This is a genomic window from Dokdonia sp. (assembly GCF_039945015.1).
Classification (GTDB): domain Bacteria; phylum Bacteroidota; class Bacteroidia; order Flavobacteriales; family Flavobacteriaceae; genus Dokdonia.
In genome coordinates, this window is sequence record NZ_JBDUXP010000009.1 from 194760 (window position 1) to 217541 (window position 22782).

At 35.9% G+C, this 22782-nt stretch carries 21 protein-coding genes; 9 read left to right on the forward strand and 12 right to left on the reverse strand.

The annotated features are described in order from the left end of the window. Complete coding sequence (locus tag ABJD27_RS08470) at positions 1-1077, reverse strand: PA0069 family radical SAM protein (protein ID WP_348174041.1); 1077 nt, start codon at positions 1075-1077, stop codon at positions 1-3. A 144-nt stretch (positions 1078-1221) separates the two neighbouring features. Here ABJD27_RS08470 and ABJD27_RS08475 point away from each other — a divergent pair, with 144 nt between their 5' ends. Then, positions 1222-2634: a Gfo/Idh/MocA family oxidoreductase gene (locus tag ABJD27_RS08475; RefSeq protein WP_348174039.1), complete on the forward strand. Its 1413-nt coding sequence runs from the start codon at positions 1222-1224 to the stop codon at positions 2632-2634. A gap of 12 nt (positions 2635-2646) precedes the next feature. Here the strand turns inward: ABJD27_RS08475 and ABJD27_RS08480 are convergent, their stop codons facing one another. The 7 genes from ABJD27_RS08480 to ABJD27_RS08510 all read right to left on the reverse strand — a co-directional run bounded on the left by ABJD27_RS08480 (position 2647) and on the right by ABJD27_RS08510 (position 10971). Then, positions 2647-3156 carry a hypothetical protein gene (locus tag ABJD27_RS08480; RefSeq protein WP_348174037.1) on the reverse strand — a complete coding sequence of 170 codons (510 nt, stop codon included), beginning with the start codon at positions 3154-3156 and terminating at the stop codon, positions 2647-2649. Between the two features lie 28 nt (positions 3157-3184). Continuing rightward, complete coding sequence (locus ABJD27_RS08485) at positions 3185-4015, reverse strand: DUF2807 domain-containing protein (RefSeq protein WP_348174035.1); 831 nt, start codon at positions 4013-4015, stop codon at positions 3185-3187. A 38-nt stretch (positions 4016-4053) separates the two neighbouring features. Beyond that, positions 4054-4836: an enoyl-CoA hydratase-related protein gene (locus ABJD27_RS08490; protein WP_348174033.1), complete on the reverse strand. Its 783-nt coding sequence runs from the start codon at positions 4834-4836 to the stop codon at positions 4054-4056. Positions 4837-4912: 76 nt separating this feature from the next. After that, complete coding sequence (locus ABJD27_RS08495; protein ID WP_348202028.1) at positions 4913-6319, reverse strand: HAMP domain-containing sensor histidine kinase; 1407 nt, start codon at positions 6317-6319, stop codon at positions 4913-4915. 121 nt (positions 6320-6440) lie between these two features. After that, entirely contained in the window at positions 6441-6992 is a 552-nt protein-coding gene (locus ABJD27_RS08500) for a CopD family protein (protein WP_348174029.1), read from the reverse strand. Positions 6993-7076: 84 nt separating this feature from the next. Beyond that, positions 7077-7718 carry an outer membrane beta-barrel protein gene (locus tag ABJD27_RS08505; protein ID WP_348174027.1) on the reverse strand — a complete coding sequence of 214 codons (642 nt, stop codon included), beginning with the start codon at positions 7716-7718 and terminating at the stop codon, positions 7077-7079. Between the two features lie 154 nt (positions 7719-7872). Further along, positions 7873-10971: a glycosyl hydrolase gene (locus ABJD27_RS08510; protein ID WP_348174025.1), complete on the reverse strand. Its 3099-nt coding sequence runs from the start codon at positions 10969-10971 to the stop codon at positions 7873-7875. 314 nt (positions 10972-11285) lie between these two features. Between ABJD27_RS08510 and ABJD27_RS08515 the strand changes: the two genes are divergently transcribed. Continuing rightward, complete coding sequence (locus ABJD27_RS08515; protein WP_348174023.1) at positions 11286-11510, forward strand: hypothetical protein; 225 nt, start codon at positions 11286-11288, stop codon at positions 11508-11510. 20 nt (positions 11511-11530) lie between these two features. Here ABJD27_RS08515 and ABJD27_RS08520 read toward each other — a convergent pair whose 3' ends face one another. The 3 genes from ABJD27_RS08520 to ABJD27_RS08530 all read right to left on the reverse strand — a co-directional run bounded on the left by ABJD27_RS08520 (position 11531) and on the right by ABJD27_RS08530 (position 14944). After that, positions 11531-12919, reverse strand: coding sequence for an MATE family efflux transporter (locus ABJD27_RS08520; RefSeq protein ID WP_348174021.1), 1389 nt, complete (start codon positions 12917-12919; stop codon positions 11531-11533). A 78-nt stretch (positions 12920-12997) separates the two neighbouring features. Beyond that, complete coding sequence (hemH, locus tag ABJD27_RS08525) at positions 12998-14032, reverse strand: ferrochelatase (protein ID WP_348174019.1); 1035 nt, start codon at positions 14030-14032, stop codon at positions 12998-13000. 153 nt (positions 14033-14185) lie between these two features. Beyond that, entirely contained in the window at positions 14186-14944 is a 759-nt protein-coding gene (locus tag ABJD27_RS08530) for a ThuA domain-containing protein (RefSeq protein ID WP_348174017.1), read from the reverse strand. A 191-nt stretch (positions 14945-15135) separates the two neighbouring features. On the opposite strand from ABJD27_RS08530, the gene ABJD27_RS08535 reads away from it, so the two are divergent. Next, positions 15136-16128, forward strand: coding sequence for a hypothetical protein (locus ABJD27_RS08535; protein WP_348174015.1), 993 nt, complete (start codon positions 15136-15138; stop codon positions 16126-16128). Between the two features lie 17 nt (positions 16129-16145). Here the strand turns inward: ABJD27_RS08535 and ABJD27_RS08540 are convergent, their stop codons facing one another. After that, a complete protein-coding gene (locus ABJD27_RS08540) occupies positions 16146-17042 on the reverse strand; it encodes a helix-turn-helix transcriptional regulator (protein WP_348174013.1) in 897 nt (298 codons plus the stop codon). A 180-nt stretch (positions 17043-17222) separates the two neighbouring features. Between ABJD27_RS08540 and hemA the strand changes: the two genes are divergently transcribed. Genes hemA through ABJD27_RS08570 form a run of 6 tightly spaced genes read left to right on the forward strand, consistent with a single transcriptional unit; the run spans position 17223 to position 22779 of the window. Further along, positions 17223-18473: a glutamyl-tRNA reductase gene (gene hemA, locus ABJD27_RS08545; RefSeq protein ID WP_348174011.1), complete on the forward strand. Its 1251-nt coding sequence runs from the start codon at positions 17223-17225 to the stop codon at positions 18471-18473. After that, complete coding sequence (hemC, locus tag ABJD27_RS08550; RefSeq protein ID WP_348174009.1) at positions 18466-19383, forward strand: hydroxymethylbilane synthase; 918 nt, start codon at positions 18466-18468, stop codon at positions 19381-19383. Before hemA ends, hemC begins: the two co-directional genes overlap by 8 nt. 44 nt (positions 19384-19427) lie before the next feature. Further along, on the forward strand, positions 19428-20471 hold the full coding sequence (locus ABJD27_RS08555) for a DUF559 domain-containing protein (RefSeq protein WP_348174007.1): 1044 nt from the start codon (positions 19428-19430) through the stop codon (positions 20469-20471). A gap of 20 nt (positions 20472-20491) precedes the next feature. Further along, positions 20492-21517, forward strand: coding sequence for a uroporphyrinogen decarboxylase (gene hemE / locus ABJD27_RS08560; protein ID WP_348174005.1), 1026 nt, complete (start codon positions 20492-20494; stop codon positions 21515-21517). A 28-nt stretch (positions 21518-21545) separates the two neighbouring features. After that, positions 21546-22007 carry a hypothetical protein gene (locus ABJD27_RS08565; RefSeq protein ID WP_348174003.1) on the forward strand — a complete coding sequence of 154 codons (462 nt, stop codon included), beginning with the start codon at positions 21546-21548 and terminating at the stop codon, positions 22005-22007. After that, positions 22000-22779 carry an EI24 domain-containing protein gene (locus tag ABJD27_RS08570; RefSeq protein WP_348174001.1) on the forward strand — a complete coding sequence of 260 codons (780 nt, stop codon included), beginning with the start codon at positions 22000-22002 and terminating at the stop codon, positions 22777-22779. Before ABJD27_RS08565 ends, ABJD27_RS08570 begins: the two co-directional genes overlap by 8 nt. Positions 22780-22782: the final 3 nt, after the last annotated feature.

Sequence of the window (22782 nt, forward strand, 5' to 3'; positions counted from 1 at the left end):
CTAAAGATTGTTAAAAAGTCCTAATTGCCCTTTATCTGTCTTTATAAATAGTTGTGTATTTAAGGGAGGAAGCTCTTTCCCTTTTAAGAAACGATGCTTTCCTATCTTAAATTGCCTATGGATTTGGGTTGCAAAATGCCCTTCTCCTTTCATACGGTGTCCAAATCGTGAGTCGCTTAATTGCCCACCATGGCAATCTGCGATTTGATTTAACACCTTGTCTGCTCTGTCTGGCATCACTCTCCGAATCCAATCTTCAAATATACCACCTATTGCTCCATTAAGACGAACAATCGTATAGCCAATCTTAAGAGCTCCTCTGTCTACGACTTCTTTTATCAAAGGAATAATCTCGTGTGTATTAATCCCTGGAATCATAGGACCTGCCATCACCATCACAGGAATTCCTGCAGCACTCAATTGCTCAATGGCTTCTAGTCGCTTCTTTATCGTTGCCGTTCTAGGCTCCATAAGTCGACGCGTCTCTTCTGATAATGTAGTGACAGAAAATATAACACGGCATAAATTATCCTTAGCGAGTTCGCTTAAAATATCAATGTCACGGGTGACCAATACGTTCTTAGTAATGATCCCAACAGGATGTTTATACTTTAGAAAAACCTGTAACAATTGTCGTGTGATCTCTAGCTTTTTTTCGATAGGTTGATAGCAATCCGTATTTCCAGATAATACGATGGTAGCTGCTTCCCAAGAAGAGCTTTGCAATTTCTTCTCAAGCAAAGCTGCTGCATTTTTTTTCACTAAAATCTTCTGTTCAAAATCCAATCCTGCACCGTATCCCCAATACTCATGACTATTACGAGCATAACAATAAATACATCCATGCTCACAACCCTGATATGGATTTAAAGAATACCCCATTCCTACATCGGGGCTTTTTACTTTATTTACAATCGTTTTGGGAAAGGTTTCTATGTACTCTGTTTTGGGATTTGTTGGGAGTTCGCTTTCGCGAAAGCAATATTCCAAGAAATCATCACGTATTTCTTCATTATGTTTAGAAAAACGATTTGAGACTTTTATTTGGGCACCACGTCCTTTTATGGAATCTTTCATTATAAGCTTTCGCGAAAGCAGAATACATAAAACCCCCGCTGTTTTTATTTAGTGTAATTTGGAATTAAAACAAATTTATGGAATTATTCCAACATTTAATATCAATAAAAATTATTTAACTTTAAAAAAAATAACCATTCACTCATGAAACGTCGTTCCTTCCTTAAGAAGTCTGCTGCTGCTAGTGCAGCATTTACTATTGTCCCTAGCTTTGTGTTAGGAGGAAATCATATTCCTCCCAGTGACACCCTTTATATTGCTGCCGTTGGAGTAGGTGGACGTGGAGGCGGTGTTGTAAGAGAACTTACGGAATATGGAAAAGTAAAATTTGTCGCTCTATGTGATGTAGATGATAAAATGGGAGCAGGAAGTTATAAATTACATCCCAACGCAAAACAGTATCGTGATTTTAGAAAAATATATGATAATCATCTTAATGATATAGATGCTATTATGGTGGGAACGCCTGATCATACGCACGCGACTATCGCGCTTCCTTTTATGCGCGAAAAAAAGCATGCCTATGTAGAAAAGCCACTTACCCATAATATTTATGAAGCACGTCTTATGGCAGAAACGGCTGCAAAGCAAGGGATCATTACACAAATGGGAAATCAAGGTGCTTCTGGAGATGGTATTCGGATTGCACAAGAATGGATCAATGCTGGTGTTATAGGAAAAGTACATCGTGTAGATTGCTGGACCAATCGTCCTGTATGGCCACAAGGTTTTAAACACATCACCGAAGGACAGCCTATTCCAGACAATCTGGATTGGGACTTATGGTTAGGGCCTGCTGCTAGCCGTCCTTATAATGAGAATTATTTACCTTTTAAATGGCGTGGTTTCTGGGATTTTGGAACCGGAGCTATGGGGGATATGGGATGTCATATTATGGAAACTCCATTTAAGACATTAGATCTTGGATTCCCGTATGAAGCAGAGGCAAGTTGTACGACTATTTGGTCTGGAGATTTTGTAGAAGCAAATTATGCTGAAGCATGTCCGCCAAGTTCTATTGTACGTTTAAAGTTTGACTCTCCTACACAAGGCGATGTTTCTTTAAATTGGTATGACGGAGGTATTATGCCAGATCTTCCATCTGAGTTAAAAGATGGAGAAAAGCCTGGAGATGGTGGTGGTGGAAGTATCTTTCACGGTACTGATGGTATTATGATTACAGATACGTATTCTCGTAATCCTCGTTTATTACCTAGCGAGCGTATGAAAGATTTTAAACGCCCTGCCGAAACGATTGCACGTGTAAAAACATCACATGCAGGTGAGTGGGTAGAAGCGTGTCTTAATAATAAACCGACTTCTTCTCCTTTCTCTTATGGAGGACCGCTGACTGAAGCTGTTCTTATGGGGAATCTTGCCATCAAAGCATTCCAATACAAAAGGCTTAAAGAAGGAAAGAAAATAGGGGATTGGGATCCGTATGAGTATCCTGGACGTCGTACGATTAAATGGGACGGAGCCAATATGCGTGTAACCAACTATGATGAAGCAAACGCTTGGGTAAAACGTGCATATCGCGAAGGATGGGAGTTGTAGTTTATTACAATATCATTTTACACTAGATCTTATAGATTTTGCTTTTAGCAGAAGGTATATTTTATAGAGAAAGTAAAAAACAGGTAATCCTAAAACAACAGTAATTATAAGTGTTGCAAGCATAAGTTTAAACCCGATAAAAGGCACTTTCCTTATTTCGTCTAGAATATCTGTATCTTCATATAAGAAAAAAGCAAAACCAATAGAAATTGTATAAAACAATGTAATTCCTAGATTTTTAATAAAATCTAAATTCTCATACACCTGTACATCATTTTTATATTGATATACGTGAGTTAATATAAGTACTATGACTGCTACAATGAGCATCCCTCTAATTGCTTTTATATTTTTATGTGTATCGCCACTGAGATAGCTGGATCGTCTACAGTCAGAACAATGATCCTCATCCATACTTAAGCACGTATAGCACATGCCTCGATAACATTCTTTACACTTTTTTTGAGAAAATAAATTTGGATGCGTATGACAGAAATATGCTTCTTTTTCTTCGTCTTTCATAAATGCAATTATTCCTCAAAACTACAAATTATTCCTTCTTAAGAATTCTTGCTTTATTTTTCAGACCTGTTACTACAATTTCTGGATCGCCATATAGTTCTAATGTAGCAGTATCTTGAGCATATAGTTCTATACGTTCTTTTACTTGTATATACGCATCTGAGCTTTCTGAAAGCGAAAGAGTCGCCGTTGTAAAAGTGCCTTCTCTTGCATCTAGTTTTCCGCTACCTTCTACTTTAATCGTAGCATTTTCTATGACCCCATCTAAAGTTAATTTTGACGAATCGCTTAATTCCATTTCTATCGCCTCTATCAGAAAGTATCCTTTTAGATTTGAGCGCCCGTCTGTTGTCACTTTACTATTTATTGAAGTGGCTCTTACAGTTCCCTTTGCATCACTAAACAACTCTATATCGATAGCTTCTGTATAATCCAAGTCAAGATCAAATACAGATGATTTTCCAGCCGTTACAAGAATACGATCTCCTTTTATAAGTTGATCTGCTTTGATGCGTGCCTCGTTATTTAGATGTATTTCAGAAATGGTTTCTGCAGTAACAGTGATATTAAACCGCTTCTTTTTTACAATACGATGTGTTGCCGAGATTTTCAGTGTGTTATCTTCTACTTTAAACTGTATCACATCTATAAGATTATCATCAGTCTCTATCTCATATTGGCTTGTTTTTCCTTGACGTAGTTCGATCTCAAAATCTCCATCAATATCAATGCTATTAAAAGCATCTGTAATCTCGACTTCTTTTAAAATGACAATTCCAGATCCTTTAATTTTTGGGAGTTGTTGTCCAAACATACACGTGCTTATAAGAAATAAGCTAATGATACATAGTGCTCTCATGATATAGTATTAAGTAGGTTATATAATGTTGGGATAACTTATTTGCCTGGAAACGCTGCTTTGCGTTTTTCTAAAAAAGCCGTCGTCCCTTCTTTAAAGTCTTCTGTACCAAAACACGTTCCAAAAGCATCAATCTCTGCATCAAAACCATTGATACCATCTGTAAATCCTGCATTAATCGCCTTTATCCCTGCGGCAATAGCAACAGATGAGTTACGCATTATCTTTCCTGCTATCTTTTCTGCTAATGGTACTAATTCTTCTTGAGAAACTACGTGATTAATCAAACCATAATCCAATGCTGTATTTGCATCTATCATCCCAGCGGTCATAATCATCTCCATAGCGCGTCCTTTCCCTACGAGTTGTGGTAAACGTTGTGTCCCTCCATATCCAGGAATAACGCCTAGAGATACTTCTGGTAATCCCATACGTGCATTATCGCTTGCGAGTCTAAAATGAGCTGCCATCGCTAGTTCTAAACCTCCACCTAATGCAAATCCATTAACCGCTGCAATTACGGGAGTACTTAGATTTTCTACATAGTCAAATAAATCTTCCTGTCCTTTTCTAGCAAGTACGGCTCCTTCTTCTACAGAAAAGTCTGCAAACTCAGAAATATCGGCTCCTGCAACAAATGCTTTTTCTCCAGAACCTGTAATAATAATTGCTTTTGTAGATGCTTCTTGGTCTGCTTTCGCGAAAGCGTCATGCAATTCAGCAATCGTTTCTTTATTTAAGGCATTTAATTTTGAAGGTCTATTAATGGTAATCGTTGTAATACCGTTATCGTGGTCTGAAAGGATATTGTTATAACTCATAATCGTTTATGCTTATTCTTTTATAGTAGGTTTCTTCTTGTTTGTAAACGTATTCTTAGCGTGCATTGTAATGATGCTACTCTTTAGGAAAAGTGACCGTAAAGACCGTTCCTTTTCCTTCTTCGGATGTAAAAGTAATACTTCCATTATAGGTTTCCATAATATTTTTAACCATCGCAAGACCAAGTCCCATACCGCTGGTTTTGGTTGTGAATTTAGGTTCAAATATTTTAGGTTTATTTTCTTCTGTAATCCCCAAACCATTATCGCTTACACTAATTTGAACGAGTGCATCTACTTCTAAAACATGAACATGTATCTGTGGGTCTTCCGTGTTTACGGTTGCCTGAATAGCGTTCTTAACAAGATTTGTAACAACACGTATCAATTGTGTTCTATCAAACTTGGCAAGTATTTCTTGGTCCGCTTTCGCGAAAGCGATATTACGTTCTCTAAAAATATCTAACGCCAACTTTACAATCTTAGGAACATTTAATGTCTCGCTTTGTTGCGCTGGCATATCTGCAAAATTTGAAAATGCAGAAGCAATACTACTCATGGTATCTATTTGCTGGATCAGAGTATTGCTATACTCCTTTAATTTTTGATTGATTTCTGGATCTTCAGGGTCAAAACGACGCTCAAAACTCTGTACGGTTAATCGCATAGGAGTTAGCGGGTTTTTAATCTCGTGTGCTACTTGTTTTGCCATTTCGCGCCAAGCAGCTTCTCGTTCACTTTGTGCTAGTTGTGCCGCACTTTCTTCAAGTTCATCAATCATCCCATTGTATGCAGAAACGAGTGTCAGCAACTCCGTAGGAAGACTTTGTGTATCTACCTTTTTATTGCGTTTATCTAGTTGTGTCTCCTTAATCTTTTCTTCTATCGCCTTTAAACGCTGTGTGATATATCGTGCAAGAACATAGGCAAGAATAATAGCTGTAATAAAAACAATAAGCGCCACCACACCCATACGCCAAAGAATCTCGCGCATCTCTTTATTGATAAAAGATTCACTATTTTCATACTGAATCTGAAGAATTGCTAATGGTTTAAACCTAGGGTCATTGATATAAGAATACGAGAGTTGTCTAGGGATTTCAGTCTCTATGCGCTCTACAAATCTTTTTTCTATAACAGATGCTTCTAACGTATCTAAAATACGTTGTGGAATAGCTTCTTTAACAGGGCTATTAAATAGTTTTTCTGTAGATGATATGAGTGGTCTTCCTTCGAGGTCATATAATGTTACATTCTCGCCATGGATACGTGCAATATCAAAAATTTCTTCTTTAAATATGAAAGGAATCTTGTCTGTAAGAAGTTGGTAGGTCGTAGATTTAAGAGTCCTATCGATATCCTTTTTAATGGCGTTTTCTTTACGCTCTAGACGATCTTTATTATAGTCTCTTACTTGCTCACGATACTGATAATAGGTAATCCCTGCAATTAATGCAAAGGCAATAACTACCAGTAAAAACATGGAAGTAAAAATGCGAAAGCCTAAAGATTTACTATTAAAATTCAACATAATGCTAAGTATCAAATATCGTGCTAAAATAATCTTCTACTATGTTTTTACATAAAAGAAGAAAGGTGTTTTCTTAAGCATCAGGATTCTTTTCCTGAATCTTACGGTATAGTCGTATTCCGAGCATTAATAATACACCGAGTCCTATAATACCTAATACACCATAGATCCAGTTTGTCGCACTTTTTGTGATTGCTAGAAAAACAACAGCAAATAAAATAAGCGTAGCGCCTTCATTCCAGATGCGCATAAACTTAGATGAATGCTTAAATTCTCCTTTTTGTAATTGCTTATGTATACTCCAAGTCTTAGCATGATAGATATATAGCAATATGACAAATCCTAGTTTTATTTGCATCCAAGGTTGTTCTAATAAAAAAGGTGCTGTATGTAACATCAAAAAGGCAAAAAGAGAACAAAGGACTAAAGACGGCCCGGTAATGATCTTCCATAATCGTTTTGCCATTAAGCCTAATTGCTTTCCTAAAATCTCACGATCTGGAGATGGTTTTTCATTGGCTTCGACTTGATACACAAAAAGTCTTGGCATATAAAAAAGGCCCGCAAACCATGTGACCATAAAAATGATATGGAGTGCTTTTATATAATCGTAATAATCTGCCATAGGTCAAAGATACGCGATAGTTGTAAGTAATAAAAAAACCTTCAAAAGAAGGTTTTTTTATTACTGGATATTTACTAGTTAAGGTTAAAAAAAGATATTAAAACCTGCATTAAAACCAAACCCATTAGTAACAAATCTTACATTATTGTCATTATCGTCTCTTGGTTTTACTGAAGATGATCTATACCCTACTCCTAAATCTATAGATGCACTATTTCCAAGGAAAAATGCAACACCTCCTTCAAACCCATAATTAAAAACAGAATTTTTAAATTCATCCTCTCCAAAGTCATCATCTACTTTTGTATTTGAAAAACCTGCCCCTACTGTTCCTTGTAAAAAAGGTTTGACATTTCCTTCAGTAAAATAATAACGCACAAAAGGAGAAAAAACAAAAGCGGTATTTGTTGATTCAAAGTCAAATGCATCTGACTTTGTTTTATTTGAAGTAAATGAAATTCCTCCACCAATTGCTAAATTATCTATTACAAAATATCCAAAATTAGGCATAAATGAAAAAGAAGTATTTCTTGTTTCAGTATCTGGGAAGTCTCCTGAGTCACTTTTTGTTTTTGGAGTCGAACTTGAAAAATTAAAACTTGAACTCCCTCCAATAACAAAATTGCCTTTAGCCGTAGGTATTGGTTCTTCTTCTTCCGTTTGAGAAAATCCAACAAAAGAATAGAGTAATAAACTTAAAATTAAAATAGATTTTAGTGATTTCATAGATTGTGATTAATTAGTTCCTATTTTTTAAAAAAGACATATCTCATTGATTGTCTGGCTATAAGTGCTAAATAGTAATCATTTGTTACAGATTTACAACAAAAAGACCCAGCAATGTGCTGGGTCTATATTCTTTATTCTATTTTTCTTCTTTTTAATCTTCTACAAACAAATAATTTAATTTCAAATTATTAAAATCTGTATTAAACTGAGCTACCTCAGCATCTAGCATGGTATCAAAGGCTTTCAATTGTTTTTTGATCGCTGCAGAGAGTTCATTCTTAACAGCTATATCTTGATCTGTTGGTCCAAAATCTCCCATTCCTACAAGGCTATTAAGGTGTCCTAATTTATTAGTCAACTTAATAGGGAAGTTTAAAGGATCTTGCCCAGAACGGTTTTTTGTTTGGTATAGTTCTTTCTCTATTTTGCCAAATGATTCTTGCATCGTTTTAGCTTTCTCTCGTAGATCTGCTGTGCGAGCATCTTCTTTATATTGCGCTTCAAATGCTTTTAATTGCGCATTTATCTTTCTTATTTTTTTGATACTTTGATGCGCTCGGTCTACAGATTTATTAATATCAGAAATAAAATCATGTTGTCGTTGCATATCTGCTACTGTTGCTTCGGCATTAGGGTTTGGTAAGATGGTAAAAGATTCTGTTTGTTGTTCTCCATTTACATCAAGTGCTACTTTATATTGCCCCGGAATTGCCTTAGGTCCATCAAGACTTGCCCACCAAAGAATCATTCCCTTAAGACGTTCTGCTCCATCTGTACGGGTATTCCAAGCAAATAAGTTTCCTCCTTTTTCTACTTTTAACTGATCTTTCTTTTCTTTTGCACCCGTACTAAAAGATTGTAAGGTATCTCCAGCTACAGTCATATATGTAAGTGATACTGTATCTTTCTTTTTATCAAACTCTTTTAGATTAAAATAAGTCATGACTCCACTAGGGTGATTGGTTCCTTCGGTAAGGCTTCCTGAACGTCCACCACCTCCCATACGATAGGTGTTTTTGGGCTTAAAAAGATGGGTTGATCTCGCTTTCGCGAAAGCGGACTGATGCAACATCCCCAAGTCATCTATAATCCAAAGACTACGCCCTTGTGTGGCTACAATAAGATTATTGTCTTTAATTGTAAGATCGGTAATAGGAACAATCGGTAAATTAAGCTGAAAAGATGTCCAGTTATTTCCTCCATTAAAACTGATATACATCCCTGTTTCTGTTCCTGCATATAAGAGCCCTTTTTGCTTTGGGTCTTCACGTACAACACGTGTAAAATGCTCAGAAGGAATACCGTTGGTGATTTTCTTCCAAGATTTTCCGTAGTCGATTGTTTTGTATAGATATGGAGCAAAATCTCCAGACTTATATCGCGTTCCAGCTATGTAGGCAGTACCTTCATCAAAAGCACTTGGCTCTACACTATTAATCATCATCCATTCCGGCATTCCTTTAGGAGTTACATTATCCCATGTAGTACCTCCGTTACGACTCACATGCACCAATCCGTCATCACTTCCTACCCAAAGTAATCCTTCTTTAAGAGGAGACTCTGCCGCTGCAAAAATGGTACAATAATACTCTACAGATGTGTTGTCTTGCGTAATAGGTCCTCCTGAAGATTTCATCTTTTCTGGATCATTACGCGTTAAGTCTGGACTGATCACTTTCCAGCTCTGACCTTCATTTTCTGTCACGTGTACATTTTGTGAGAATGTATACATACGATTAGGATTGTGTTTACTAAAGATAATAGGGAAATTCCATTGGAAACGGTATTTCATATCCTCAACGCCATGCCCCATTGGATTATCCGGCCATACAGAAATAGAACGCACGGTGTTCTTCTCATGATTTACTCTTGTTAAGAAGCCGTCATAACTTCCTCCATATACAATCTCATTGTTTTCTGGATCTACAGCAATATGAGCACTCTCACCTCCTGCAGTACTTTCCCAGTCAGCTGCAGAAATACTTCTTCCTTCTGTACGATGCGGGATACGGATCGTACTATTATCTTGTTGTGCTACATAAATACGGTATGGAAATGCATTATCCGTAGTGACACGATAAAACTGTGCAGTAGGCTGATTGAGATAGGTGCTCCAGCTACGTCCTCCATCATAGGTCACTTGAGCTCCACCATCATCTCCTATAATCATACGATTAGGATCTTCTGGAGCTATCCATAAATCATGGTGATCTCCATGAGGGGCGTTATACGTGCTAAAAGATTTTCCTCCGTCTGTAGATTTATGGTAACGTACGTTTAGAACATATACTGTGTTCTCATCTTTTGTATCTGCATATAGGCGTGTATAATACCATGCTCGCTGACGTAATTTACGTTCTGAATTTATTTTTGCCCATGTTGTTCCTCCATCGGTAGAGGTGTATAATCCTCCTTCTTTTTCGTTCTCAACCATGGCATATAGTTTATTACTATTTACAGGAGATACTGTAATTCCCATAATTCCTAAAATGCCCTTTGCAAATCCTTCGTTTGTCGAGATCTCTTTCCAAGATTCTCCGCTATCTGTACTTTTCCAAAGTGCAGAACCATCACCTCCTGAACTTAAACTATACGGAGTTCGTCTTGCATTCCATGTAGTTGCATATAAAACACGTGTATTATTAGGGTCTATAATTAAATCGACAACTCCTGCATTGGAATTACTAAACAATGTCTGACGCCAAGTTTTACCTCCATCTATACTTTTATAGACGCCTCGTTCTTGGGTAGGTTTATAGATATTTCCTAATACACCCGCATACACAATATCTGGATTTGTAGGATGCACACGTATACGAGGCACGTGGCGACTATTTTTAAGTCCCATTTGCTCCCAAGTTTGACCAGCATCTACTGTTTTCCAAATTCCATATCCAGAAGATACATTCCCTCGCAAGGTTTTTTCTCCTCCTCCTACATAAATCACATTTGGATCACTTTTTGAAACTTCTACCGCTCCAATACTTCCTCCAAAAAACCCATCAGAAATATTTTCCCATGCTGCACCTCCATTGGTTGTACGCCATACACCGCCTCCAGTACTTCCCATGTAAAATAAGTCGGGTTGTCCTGGTACTCCAGTAACAGCAGCACTTCGCCCGCCTCTAAAAGGTCCAATTAATCGATACTCTAAAGCTTCATAAGAAGATGGGTCTGGGGTTTGGGCAATAGTTTCTAGTGCCATTCCTGAGCAAATGCTCAGAAAAAGGAAAAGGATTTTGGTTTTCATTGAATTTTAGTTTGATAATATCTTTGAAATTTAAGGAATTCTTAAGAATCATCTGTTCTTCGGCCATTTTTTAACGTATTTAAAAAAAAGATATGTGGTTGTCTCTCAACAAGGATTAAAGCTCCTGATTTATATGAGAGGATGTTGTATACGCTTTCGCGAAAGCGTATATACGTTGAATTATCATAAGTAATTTAATTCAGTAAATTCCCTGAATCATTATATTTTCACATCTAGAGTCCGACAAAATATTACTCTTATTTCAACAGTTTTTTATTTTTTTGAATTGTATTAATTCTTTAAATTATATTATTATGTTTAAAAAAATATCTGCCCTTCAAGGGGTTAAATTACTAAGTAAAGATGAGCAACAAGCTATTAACGGAGGTGTTCTAAATGTAGAGTGTAATTACTCAGATGGATTAGGCTATGACTTAACATATAATAGTACCAGCGCTGCAATAGATGCTATACTTCACTGTATTGAAAGTGGAGGTGATTATACTTTGATTATTTACCATCACCCAGATCTCGATTAAGATTTATAAAAGAAAAAATATTATGTAGGCTCTTCCTGAAGCGCGAGTTTGGTTTTTACTTCTCTATTAAGGCAATACCCTGTCACAATAGTAGAGAGAACATCAGCAATTGGGAAGGCAATCCAGACCCCCCATACACCTATGAATGGAGGTAATATAAGAATTAAAGGTATCAAGAAAAACCCTTGTTTTGTAAGACTAAGAAGCAATGCTGGAACAGCTTTGCCTATAGATTGAAAATAGGCAGACCCTATTAATTGTACCACAATAATTGGAGTTGCAGCAAATACCCAACGTAGTGCATTAGGTGTTCTTGCAAAAATAGCAGCATTATCTGCAATGGTTTGTGCATCTCCGCCTTTGTCACTTAAAAATATAGAAACAAAGAACTCTGGAAAGCTCATAATAATTGCAAAAATGGCCAGTGCAAGAATCCCTCCATATTTAATAGAGGTGTTAATTGTTTCTCTTACTCTAGTATATTTTTTTGCTCCATAGTTATAGCCTGCAATAGGCATAAATCCTTGGGTTATCCCTATCACTGGAAATAATGCAAACATGAGCATTCTACTAATGATTCCATAGGAAGCTTGATCTAATGCATCTCCATATGTAATCAATATATTATTCAATAGAATACCTAAGATACTAATGATGCCCTGACGTGCCAATGTTACCCCGCTAAGACTACTTATTTCTTTTAAAATTTTTGCTTTAAGCTTAAGAGAATGAAGCTTAATCCGGAGTTCGCTTTTGGCAATAAAAAACCAAAATATAAATCCAAAACAAACTGCATAACTTATAAATGTTGCCCAAGCAGCTCCTTCCATTCCATACCCTAATACTTTTATAAGGATATAATCCATGATGATATTTCCAATAGCAGGAAGAATCATAGCATACATCGCAAACTTAGGTTTTCCTTCTGCGCGTATGACATTATTACCCATCATACAGAGTGATAGCATTAAAATACCATATAGTACGATACGGTAATAAACAAGTGCCATATCTTTATAAGAATCGGCTGCGCCAAAAAATGTTATAAAATAGTCTTGAAAAACAAGTCCAATAATGGCAAGTGATCCAGAGGTAAGTAAGGTTAATGTAATTTGATTTCCAAAAACATTCAGTGCTTTCTCATCTTCTCCAGCGCCTAATGCTCTAGACAATACAGAACTTCCTCCTACACCTATTGCAAGTCCTATGGCGGCTATAAAAAAGGTGAAAGGAATGACTACAGTAATTGCCGAAATGGCTTGTGGACCTATCCACCTTCCCACAAAAATGGTATCTACAATCATGTTAAGTGACATGACAAGAATTCCAATAGATGCAGGCACTGCTTGCTTAACAAGTAATTTTGAAATAGGTTCTGAACCTAAGGCTGTGGAGTTTTTTTTGGACAAGAATGAGGTGTTAGTTCCTTGCAAGATGCAACCACTTTTTTAAAACTAGTGTTAACTTACTGAAAATTTAACTTAAAATTAAGCTGTTACACTCTCTGCATTTTGCCATTCTTGAATCCATCCTCCTATAACAGCTGCCCAATCATCGCGATCATTTAAACAAGGAATGGTTGCAAATTCCTCTCCTCCAGCTTCATGAAAAATTTCTTCGCCTTCCATAGCGATTTCTTCTAGTGTTTCTAGACAGTCTGATACAAAGGCTGGTGTTACAATGGCCATCTTTTTAAATCCTTCTTTCCCCATACGTTCTATTGTACGGTCTGTATAAGGTTGTAACCAAGGGTCAAATCCTAAACGGGATTGAAAAGATGTAGAGAATGTACCTGGTTCAAGGTTTAAGTATTGCCCAACTTTACGTGTTGTCTCATAGCACTGATGACGGTAGCAAAACTCATGTGCTTTTGATCCTGCGCTACAACAACTACCGTCTATCTTACAATGCAACTTTGTGACATCACTCTTTCTAATATGTCTTTCTGGCACTCCATGGTAGCTAAATAGTAAGTGCTCATAGTCTAACTCTTTAAGATGTTCTCCTATGCTTTCTGCAAGTACTTTGGAATAGTCTTCTTTATTGTAAAAGGCAGGTACATTTGTGATTTTCATTGCAGGAAAATGTTGTGCACGCAATGCTTCTGCAAGGACGAGAATTGTTTCTGTAGTCGCCATGGCATGTTGAGGATATAATGGTAGTAACATCACATCATCTATGCCTTGATCATGAAGTTTTTGCAACCCTTCCATAATAGAAGGAGTCCCATAGCGCATGGCTATTTCTACAGGTAGGTTTGTATGCGTTTGCACCTTTTTTTGTAATCGCTCTGTAAGAACAATAAGAGGCGATCCTTCTTCCCACCATATTTTACTATAAGCTTCTGCACTTTGCTTAGGTCGTGTATTGAGAATAATCCCTTTTACTATAAATGCGCGTAAAGCATAGGGTACATCTATAACCCGTTCGTCCATTAAAAACTCACCTAAATATTTTTTAACATCTTTAGGGTTTGTACTCTTTGGAGATCCTAAGTTGACTAGTAAAACACCTTTGTTCATTTCTTTTCTTTATCTATAAATCCTGTTAAATAGTAGGACAAAATTCGTTAATTGTCTAATCATTATTGCTCTTGATTAAACAAATATTGTTCGCAAAAATACGGAGTATCTTACAATACCGCATTATGAAAAGCATAAGAGTTTCTGATAGTACTATTCTAAACACCATAGGATGGCTTCTTCAAGGTGTTTTCTAAAATCAGGTTCTGTATACGCTTCTTTAGTATGTCCTCCACCAGTATAAAACGCCTTCCCTCCATCATAGATATGATACCAAGCTATTGCATGTGTTTCCCCTTGATTCCCTCCTTCATAACTAGTTTCGTCCAGTAATAAAATAGGTGTTATATCTGGGTTGACATTTTTATAATTGTACCATTCATCATCCCTAGAAAAAGAAGTTGGCAAATGTGCTGTACTTCTATGGTTATTTGTTGTTGTTTCCAAAGTAGCTTTTCTAATATTTGGATCATTAGGATGACTTTCAAAATAGCCTCCTACAAGTTTTCCATACCAAGGCCAATCATATTCTGTATCGGCAGCGGCATGTATTCCCATATAACTTCCTCCGTTTTGGATATAGGTTTCAAATTTTTTTTGAGCATCATCATCGAGTACATTTCCTGTGGTACTTAAAAAGATAATCGCATCATATTGTGGTAAAAAAGCAGTTGAAAAATGAGTGCTATCTTCTGTATGCTCTACGACAAAATTATTATTTTTCCCTAGTTCTTTTATCGTAGCAACACCTGTTGCGATAGATTTATGTCGCCACCCCAATGTCTTTGTAAACACCAATACTTTTTGAGTTTGAGTTTGTTTTTGGGTAGCGATTTGGGTGGTCGTATTCTTTTTCGCGCAAGCGGAAAAAAGAAATGCAATACAAATTATAGTAAAAAGTTTATTCATCATAATATTAGAAATGCAATGATTTGATAAAGTTACTATATATATACTACTTTACTCATTCAGGATATCTAATTCCTTTTAGGATTTCATAGTATGTATGATACCTCTCTAAATAGGTAAGCTCTTGTAGGGTTTTACTATATACATTAACTACAATTATATATTTAGCGTAACCAACAAAACTACACATCATAATGAAAACATTTATATCATTACTATTTATCTTAATTACATTTTTTTCTTGTAGTAATGATGATAAAACAATAGATATAGTAACTCAAGAGATTTCAAGGGGCGCTATATTACGAACATTAGCGATTAATAATCTTGAGTTTGATATAAATAACATTAACTCTATTTTTTCTGTAGATATTGAAGAGCAAGATATACAAAATGGAAATTTGTTAGACTATGTAGACGTCTTTGTTTCTTTTGAAGATCACACACTAGAATCTGGTGAAAATTACTCAACACAGTCTACACTAATAGAACGATTAGAGAAAGAAGATTTTACTAATGGATCTAGAGGGTTTCCAATAAGAACACTAGAATATTCTTTTTCGCAACTATTAGAAGAGACTGGAGTCCTCCAAGCTAATGTGTCATGTAAGGATCAATTTATTATCACTTTAGAATTACAATTACTTAATGGTGAAAAATTTACAGAAAACAATGTTAATGCAGTTACATTAGCAAGTAATACTTTTTCTAGTTCTCCTTTCTCTTATACAATTACTGTTCTTGAACCTATTTCTGAAGATTTATTTATAGGGAATTATGCATTTAACAATGTACAGGAAGGAGCATTTGGACCTTCTTTTATTCCTTTTAATCCAACAGTTGAAATTACTAGAGGGCATTCTTTTAATACTAGACTTGTAACGTTATTATATACCATTAACAGAGATGATCCAAGAGTGTTTGAATTTACCATTGCTTGTGATGAAATAATCATGGGTAAGTATCAATTATCATCCATTTGCGGAAGTTGTAATGAAGTAACACCAGGAAGACGCGATTGTGATACAGGCGATCTTATCTTACTAGGACCAGATGCCATGAATGCTTTTATATCTCAAAATGATGATACTGTGTTTGAATTAAATTTTGTGGAAGGTTACAGGGGTTTTGATGGAAATTGTGGCATTGATTCTTTCCCATCCAGAATTAGATTTACAAAACAATAAATAAGCTATTTACAATCTTATCCCAAAGACATTAAATATTTCTTAGGGGTTGTTCCAAATTTCTTTTTAAATCCAGCTATAAAATGACTCGAAGTACTATAACCTACTTTAAGTCCCACTTCATTTACATTGTAGTTTCCAGAAGCAAGTAATTGTCTCGCTACTTCCATTTTATAATCAAACAAAAAACTATAAACAGAGTCTCCATAAATTTGTCTAAAACCTTCTTTCAATTTTTTAAGGGATAGTCCTATTTCTATAGATAATTCAAGTAGTGTAGGTGGCTCAGTCATACGAGCAATAATGATTTCTTTGGCTTTTTTTATTTTGGTAACATTATCCTCATCGGCTAAGAAAGGGCATTGCGCAATATCTGCATCTACAGGACGATTAAAATAAAGGCTCAATAATTCGTATGCTTTTCCTTTAAAGTAGAGTTCTTTAATACTTGGATGCAAATTGTAATTCATTAACTGATTTAATACAATAGCCATACTTGGAGTCACTGTACCATCTTTATAATACTTACGGTCCTTATTTTCTTCACTTAAAAAAGGAATGTAGGTCGCTTCACGCGAAAAAAGACTATGAAATTTATTTATAGAGACAAGTATAGAAACCACCCAAGTATCAGACTGCAATTGTAAATTCATGGGGAGATCTCGTTGCGGATTATATAATAACAAGGAATGATCTTCTGGCATAGGCAAGCGGTACTCTCCATTGTTAAATGTAAAAACTGATTGTCCTTTTAAACAAAAATGAAATTGTATGACACTGCTATCGACTTCATGCATAATTTGTTTATTGACATCCAATGCATTAGAAAATGTCAAAATAGAAAATCCAGATTCTAATATAGTTTCTGTCTGTAAACCTTTAGCGATACTTTCTTGATCGATTTCGATAGCCATAGTCTTTGTTTTATTTAGAATCATTCTAATTAACGATATAAGAATATCGCTTAGACACCCACTAAAATAAGGTGTTTTCATTAAAAATTCACGTAGAAATACGCGAATTTAATCTATTCGACAATTTTGGAACGTCTAGCGTTACTTTTTTTCGACTAAGGAGAATATTTTTGCGCAGTGATGAAAACTCCCATTTCTTCAAAATTTCATGCCATCGGTCTCAGCTATAAGAAAGCAGATGCCGAAGTACGAGGGCACTTTAGTATTTCTGAAGATGCTCAAGAGCAAATTCTAAAAAACGCAAAAACCTCTGGTGTAGAAGCCCTCATTGTTATATCTACATGTAATCGAACTGAATTATATGGCTTTGCACAAAATCCTAATCAACTCATACAGCTCTTGTGTCAACATACCCAAGGTAGTGTTGCTGAATTTGAGAACGTATCTTATATACACGAAGGTGATCATGCTATCCAACATTTATTTAAAGTAGGAACTGGTCTTGACAGTCAGATTCTTGGTGATTTTGAGATTATAGGACAGCTTAAAGTTGGGTTTAAAAAAGCAAAAGCACATCATTTAGTCAATCCATATATGGAACGACTTATCAATAGTGTCATTCAAGCAAGTAAGCGTATTAAAACAGAAACAGAAATATCTTCTGGTGCTACTTCTGTAAGTTTTGCAGCCGTACAATACATTATGGCCCGCGTACCTTATGTTTCAGAAAAAAATATCTTGCTTTTTGGGACAGGAAAAATAGGGCGTAACACCTGTGAAAATCTTGTAAAGCACACAAAAAATGAGCATATCACCCTTATTAATCGCACAAAAGAAAAAGCTCAAAAAATAGCAGGAAAGTTTAATCTTCTAGTAAAGGATTATGCAGATATCCAAAGCGAAATCTCGCAAACAGACATCTTAGTCGTTGCTACAGGTGCACAAAAACCTACGATTTCTAAAGATATTATTTATACGAAAAAACCATTGCTCATTCTTGATTTATCCATTCCTAAAAATGTATCAAATGATGTTACAGAGTTAGAGAATGTAACGCTTATTCACCTTGATCAGCTTTCAAAAATGACGGATGATACATTAAAACGTCGTCAAAAATATATTCCAAAAGCAGAAGCTATTATAGCACAAATCACCAAAGAGTTTAATGCTTGGATAACGACACGTTCTTTTGCTCCTACCATTCATGCATTAAAAACAAAGCTCAACGATATTAATTCTTTAGAGCTACATAATCATCGTAAAAAAATTGATGGTTTTAATGAAGAACAAGCAGCACTTATTTCAGACCGCCTTATTCAAAAAATTACAAATCGATTTGCAAATCACTTACGAGAAGCAAATGGTAATGCACAAGAAAGCATCGGTTTAATCCAGGCTATTTTCCAACTAGAACAAAAAGATAGTGAGTAGAGTTATACGCATTGGGACACGAGATAGTGACCTTGCATTATGGCAAGCAAAAACAGTACAACAACAACTTGAAAGTCACGGATACACAACAACCCTTGTTCCTGTAAAATCTACTGGAGACCTTGTCTTAGATAAACCTTTATATGAATTAGGCATTACGGGTATCTTTACAAAAACATTGGATATTGCTATGCTTAACGGCACTGTAGATATTGCTGTACATAGTATGAAAGATGTTCCCACTGCATTACCCATCGGTATTGTACAAGCGGCAGTGTTACAACGCGCAGATACCCAAGATATTCTAGTACACAAAGGCAATCCTAATTATAAAGAATCTTGTACTATTGCAACTGGGAGTTTACGTCGTCAAGCACAGTGGCTTCATAAGTACCCTCATCATACGACTACAGATATACGTGGTAATGTAAATACACGATTACAAAAACTAGCAGATAGCGATTGGACAGGAGCCATATTTGCTAAAGCAGGGTTAGAACGTATCAATGTACTTCCATCTAATTATGAAGTACTAGACTGGATGACCCCAGCTCCCGCACAAGGAGCAATGCTTATTGTTGCTATGGAAGAAGATAATTTTTGTAAAACCGCTTGCGCAAAATTAAACCATACTGACACTGCATTATGTACCCATATTGAAAGAGAGTTTTTACGCACACTAGAAGGAGGCTGTACTGCCCCAATAGGTGCGCTTGCAATAATAGAGGATGATACCATTCATTTTACAGGTGTTTTGTTTTCTCTAGATGGTAAAACAAAAATAGATGTACAACAATCTATTTCTGTATCGCATAGCCAAGGATTAGGTACAGATTGCGCTCTAGAGATATTAGATAATGGAGGGCGTACATTAATGAAAGAAATTAAAGAGTCTATTAGTAAAAAATAAAATACCCTCATCCCCAACCCTTCTCCCACTGAGAAGGGAGTATTATGAAAAAGAGTACTAAAAAAGATATCGCTCGTCACTTAAGGCAAGAACAAACACCTGCTGAAGCGCATCTATGGGAATTACTTAGAAATAGACAATTTGAAGATCTTAAATTTAGAAGACAACACCCTATTAAAGAATATATCGTTGACTTTTGTTGTATAGAGATTATGTTAGTCATTGAGCTTGATGGAGAATACCACAATGACACCTATCAAAAAGAAAAAGATGAACTAAGAGATACTCATATAAGAGGATTAGGGTATCGAGTACTACGTTATCCAAATAAAACAGCACTTAAAAACACTCAATTTATTTATGATGATATTCTTAAAAGAAAAGGAGAAACACCTCCTTCTCCCTCGAGGGAGAAGGTTGGGTTGAGGGTGCTATCCACAAAAAAATTAAAACCTAACCAGCGAGAATTACTTCTCAATGCCGGAGTAAGTTTTGTGGAGTATGATGCGATCTCAATAGAATCTATTGATTTTGAAATTCCAAAAGGCTTAGGAAATATCATTATTACAAGTCAAAATGGAGCAAATGCTTTTATCAATTCGAATGATTTACAAGAAGAAAAAATAGGTTTGATGTGTTTTTGTGTTGGAAATAAAACAACAGCACTTTTAGAGAAAAATGGATTAAAAGTGGTTAAAGCAGCTCAAAATGGAGAAGAATTGGGTCATTTTATAGCAAAAAACCATCAAAACGAACATTTTACCTATTTCTGCGGAAATCAAAGAAGAGATGAATTACCCACTATTTTAAAAGAAGCTGGTATTTCGTGTAACGAAATTGTGACTTATGAAACTCATCTAAACGAGCAAACATTTAATCAGAAGTTTGATGGTTTTTTATTTTATAGTCCAAGTGGTGTATCCGCTTTCGCGAAAGCAAACACAATATCAACCGCATTTTGCATAGGAGAAACCACAGCCACAGAAGTTAAGAAATACACTCAAAATATAGTGGTCTCTAATGCAACAACCATAGAAAGCACGATTGCAAAGGCAGTAAACACATTAAAAAAACAAGGTATCCAATAGTACAGATATCACATGAAATTATGATAAAGAACGATTTATTTTTACGAGCTCTAAAAGGAGAAACTGTAGACCGTCCACCAGTATGGATGATGCGTCAAGCAGGGAGATATCTTCCAGAATTTATGGAAATCAAAGCAAAGTATGATTTCTTCACACGTTGCCAGACTCCAGAACTTGCTAGTGAAATTACGGTACAACCTATACGTCGTTATGGGATGGATGCAGCTATTTTATTTTCAGATATTCTAGTGATTCCGCAAGCGATGAATATAGATGTAGAGATGAAGCCTAATATTGGTCCTTGGGTACCTAACCCTATACGTTCTGCCAAAGATGTTGAACAAGTAATCGTTCCAGACATTCAGGAAACATTGGGGTACGTCATGGATGCTATAAAAATGACAAAGGAAAAACTCAATGATGAAATTCCATTAATTGGTTTTGCTGGAAGCCCATGGACAATTCTTTGTTATTGTGTACAAGGGCAAGGGTCTAAAAACTTTGATCTTGCAAAGGAATTTTGTTTTACACAACCACTTGCAGCGCATGCATTACTTCAAAAAATTACAGATACTACCATCGCTTACTTAAAAGAAAAAGTAAAAGCAGGTGTAAATGCTGTACAAGTTTTTGATAGTTGGGGTGGTATGCTTTCTCCTGTAGATTATCAAACATTCTCTTGGCAATACATCCAGCAAATTATAGATGCCTTAAAAGACGAATCTCCTGTAATTGCTTTTGGAAAAGGATGTTGGTTTGCACTAGATACAATGGCAAAATCTGGTGCTTCGGCATTAGGTATTGATTGGACTGTAAGTGCTCGTAATGCTCGTTATTTAACAGGTGGTAATATCACTTTACAAGGGAATTTTGATCCTACACGATTATTCTCACCTCCTAGTGAAATCAAGCGTATGGTGCACGAGATGATCCGTAGTTTTGGGAAAGACAAATACATTGTAAACCTTGGTCATGGTATTTTACCTACGATCCCTTTAGAAAATGCAGGTGCATTTATTGAGGCAGTAAAAGAATATAAAGAGTAGTGTGAACCTCAACAAGATCATAAAATCAATGGATTTTAAGCAGCTCTGGAGTCTTGCCGGATTTTGCTTACGATATCCATTATTTATGATTCCTACCTATATTGCTACTCGTAAAACGGTTGCCGTTTGTGATCAGAAATTTGGAAAAGCACATCATAAAAATGGTAGAGCAAATGCATTCAGACATGCCTTATGGAATGTGTTCATTATCCATAAATGCAAACGATGGGCTTCTATAAAAAAAGCGACTGCCTGGGCAAAACGTATTACAGATTGGCATGAGGATTTTTCAATTAACCCAGAATTAGCTAGAGCCATGGATTTACATAATAATCACATAGGACGTACATTTGCACAACAACATGCAGATGCGAGTGAAAGTCAGTTAATACAATTAGTGATGGTAATGCTTCCGCTTTCGCAAAAGCATACAACCGTTCAACAAATGCAAGAAAACCCTAACACATTAACACATATAGAAGATGATTAAAGGTATTATAAATGGCCTCAAAACATATGGAACTTCTTTTGGGCTTATCTCAAAATTAGGGCTTTGGAAATACTTTGCCATTCCTATGCTCATTAGCCTTCTTACTGCAGTAATCATTGGCTTTACCGCCTGGGGATTATCTGATAATATTGGTCATTGGATTTCTGGTATTTGGCCTTGGGATTGGGGATCGCAAACCTTTGAAACTATCGCCTCCTTTTTAGGAGCACTTGTCGTAATAGCTATAGGATTGATCCTTTATAAACATATTATTATGGCATTAAGTGCTCCATTTATGAGTCCTGTATCAGAAAAAATAGAAACACATATATTAGGGACAGATCACCTACATAGAGATACTACCTTTAAAGCACAACTATGGCGTGGTATCCGAATAAACGTACGTAACCTAAGTCTAGAATTGCTTCTTACTATCCCTATTTTATTATTTAGTTTTATTCCTGTCATAGGAATTCTAAGTACTATTTTATTATTCTTAGTACAGGCTTATTATGCTGGTTTTGGGAATATGGATTATACCTTAGAACGTCATTATAAGTACGATAAGAGTGTACAATTTGTAAGAAGTCATAAAGGGTATGCTATCGGGAATGGTATTGTTTTTATGCTTTTCTTATTAATCCCAATTATAGGGGTGATTCTTGTCCTACCTATTTCTGTAACTGCGGCAACAGTACAGACCATTAATTTAATAGAGCCTGATAAAAAGCAACAACTTCCTACCTCTAAAGAAAATAAACAACTCTCTTAAGAA

What these genes read in the sequence shown, in the direction of transcription:
- ABJD27_RS08470 (WP_348174041.1), bottom strand. Translation starts at nt 1,077, where the DNA reads ATGAAAGATTCCATAAAAGGACGTGGTGCCCAAATAAAAGTCTCAAAT.
- ABJD27_RS08475 (WP_348174039.1), top strand. Translation starts at nt 1,222, where the DNA reads ATGAAACGTCGTTCCTTCCTTAAGAAGTCTGCTGCTGCTAGTGCAGCA.
- ABJD27_RS08480 (WP_348174037.1), bottom strand. Translation starts at nt 3,156, where the DNA reads ATGAAAGACGAAGAAAAAGAAGCATATTTCTGTCATACGCATCCAAAT.
- ABJD27_RS08485 (WP_348174035.1), bottom strand. Translation starts at nt 4,015, where the DNA reads ATGAGAGCACTATGTATCATTAGCTTATTTCTTATAAGCACGTGTATG.
- ABJD27_RS08490 (WP_348174033.1), bottom strand. Translation starts at nt 4,836, where the DNA reads ATGAGTTATAACAATATCCTTTCAGACCACGATAACGGTATTACAACG.
- ABJD27_RS08495 (WP_348202028.1), bottom strand. Translation starts at nt 6,319, where the DNA reads ATGTTTTTACTGGTAGTTATTGCCTTTGCATTAATTGCAGGGATTACC.
- ABJD27_RS08500 (WP_348174029.1), bottom strand. Translation starts at nt 6,992, where the DNA reads ATGGCAGATTATTACGATTATATAAAAGCACTCCATATCATTTTTATG.
- ABJD27_RS08505 (WP_348174027.1), bottom strand. Translation starts at nt 7,718, where the DNA reads ATGAAATCACTAAAATCTATTTTAATTTTAAGTTTATTACTCTATTCT.
- ABJD27_RS08510 (WP_348174025.1), bottom strand. Translation starts at nt 10,971, where the DNA reads ATGAAAACCAAAATCCTTTTCCTTTTTCTGAGCATTTGCTCAGGAATG.
- ABJD27_RS08515 (WP_348174023.1), top strand. Translation starts at nt 11,286, where the DNA reads ATGTTTAAAAAAATATCTGCCCTTCAAGGGGTTAAATTACTAAGTAAA.
- hemH (WP_348174019.1), bottom strand. Translation starts at nt 14,032, where the DNA reads ATGAACAAAGGTGTTTTACTAGTCAACTTAGGATCTCCAAAGAGTACA.
- ABJD27_RS08530 (WP_348174017.1), bottom strand. Translation starts at nt 14,944, where the DNA reads ATGATGAATAAACTTTTTACTATAATTTGTATTGCATTTCTTTTTTCC.
- ABJD27_RS08535 (WP_348174015.1), top strand. Translation starts at nt 15,136, where the DNA reads ATGAAAACATTTATATCATTACTATTTATCTTAATTACATTTTTTTCT.
- ABJD27_RS08540 (WP_348174013.1), bottom strand. Translation starts at nt 17,042, where the DNA reads ATGGCTATCGAAATCGATCAAGAAAGTATCGCTAAAGGTTTACAGACA.
- hemA (WP_348174011.1), top strand. Translation starts at nt 17,223, where the DNA reads ATGAAAACTCCCATTTCTTCAAAATTTCATGCCATCGGTCTCAGCTAT.
- ABJD27_RS08555 (WP_348174007.1), top strand. Translation starts at nt 19,428, where the DNA reads ATGAAAAAGAGTACTAAAAAAGATATCGCTCGTCACTTAAGGCAAGAA.
- hemE (WP_348174005.1), top strand. Translation starts at nt 20,492, where the DNA reads ATGATAAAGAACGATTTATTTTTACGAGCTCTAAAAGGAGAAACTGTA.
- ABJD27_RS08565 (WP_348174003.1), top strand. Translation starts at nt 21,546, where the DNA reads ATGGATTTTAAGCAGCTCTGGAGTCTTGCCGGATTTTGCTTACGATAT.
- ABJD27_RS08570 (WP_348174001.1), top strand. Translation starts at nt 22,000, where the DNA reads ATGATTAAAGGTATTATAAATGGCCTCAAAACATATGGAACTTCTTTT.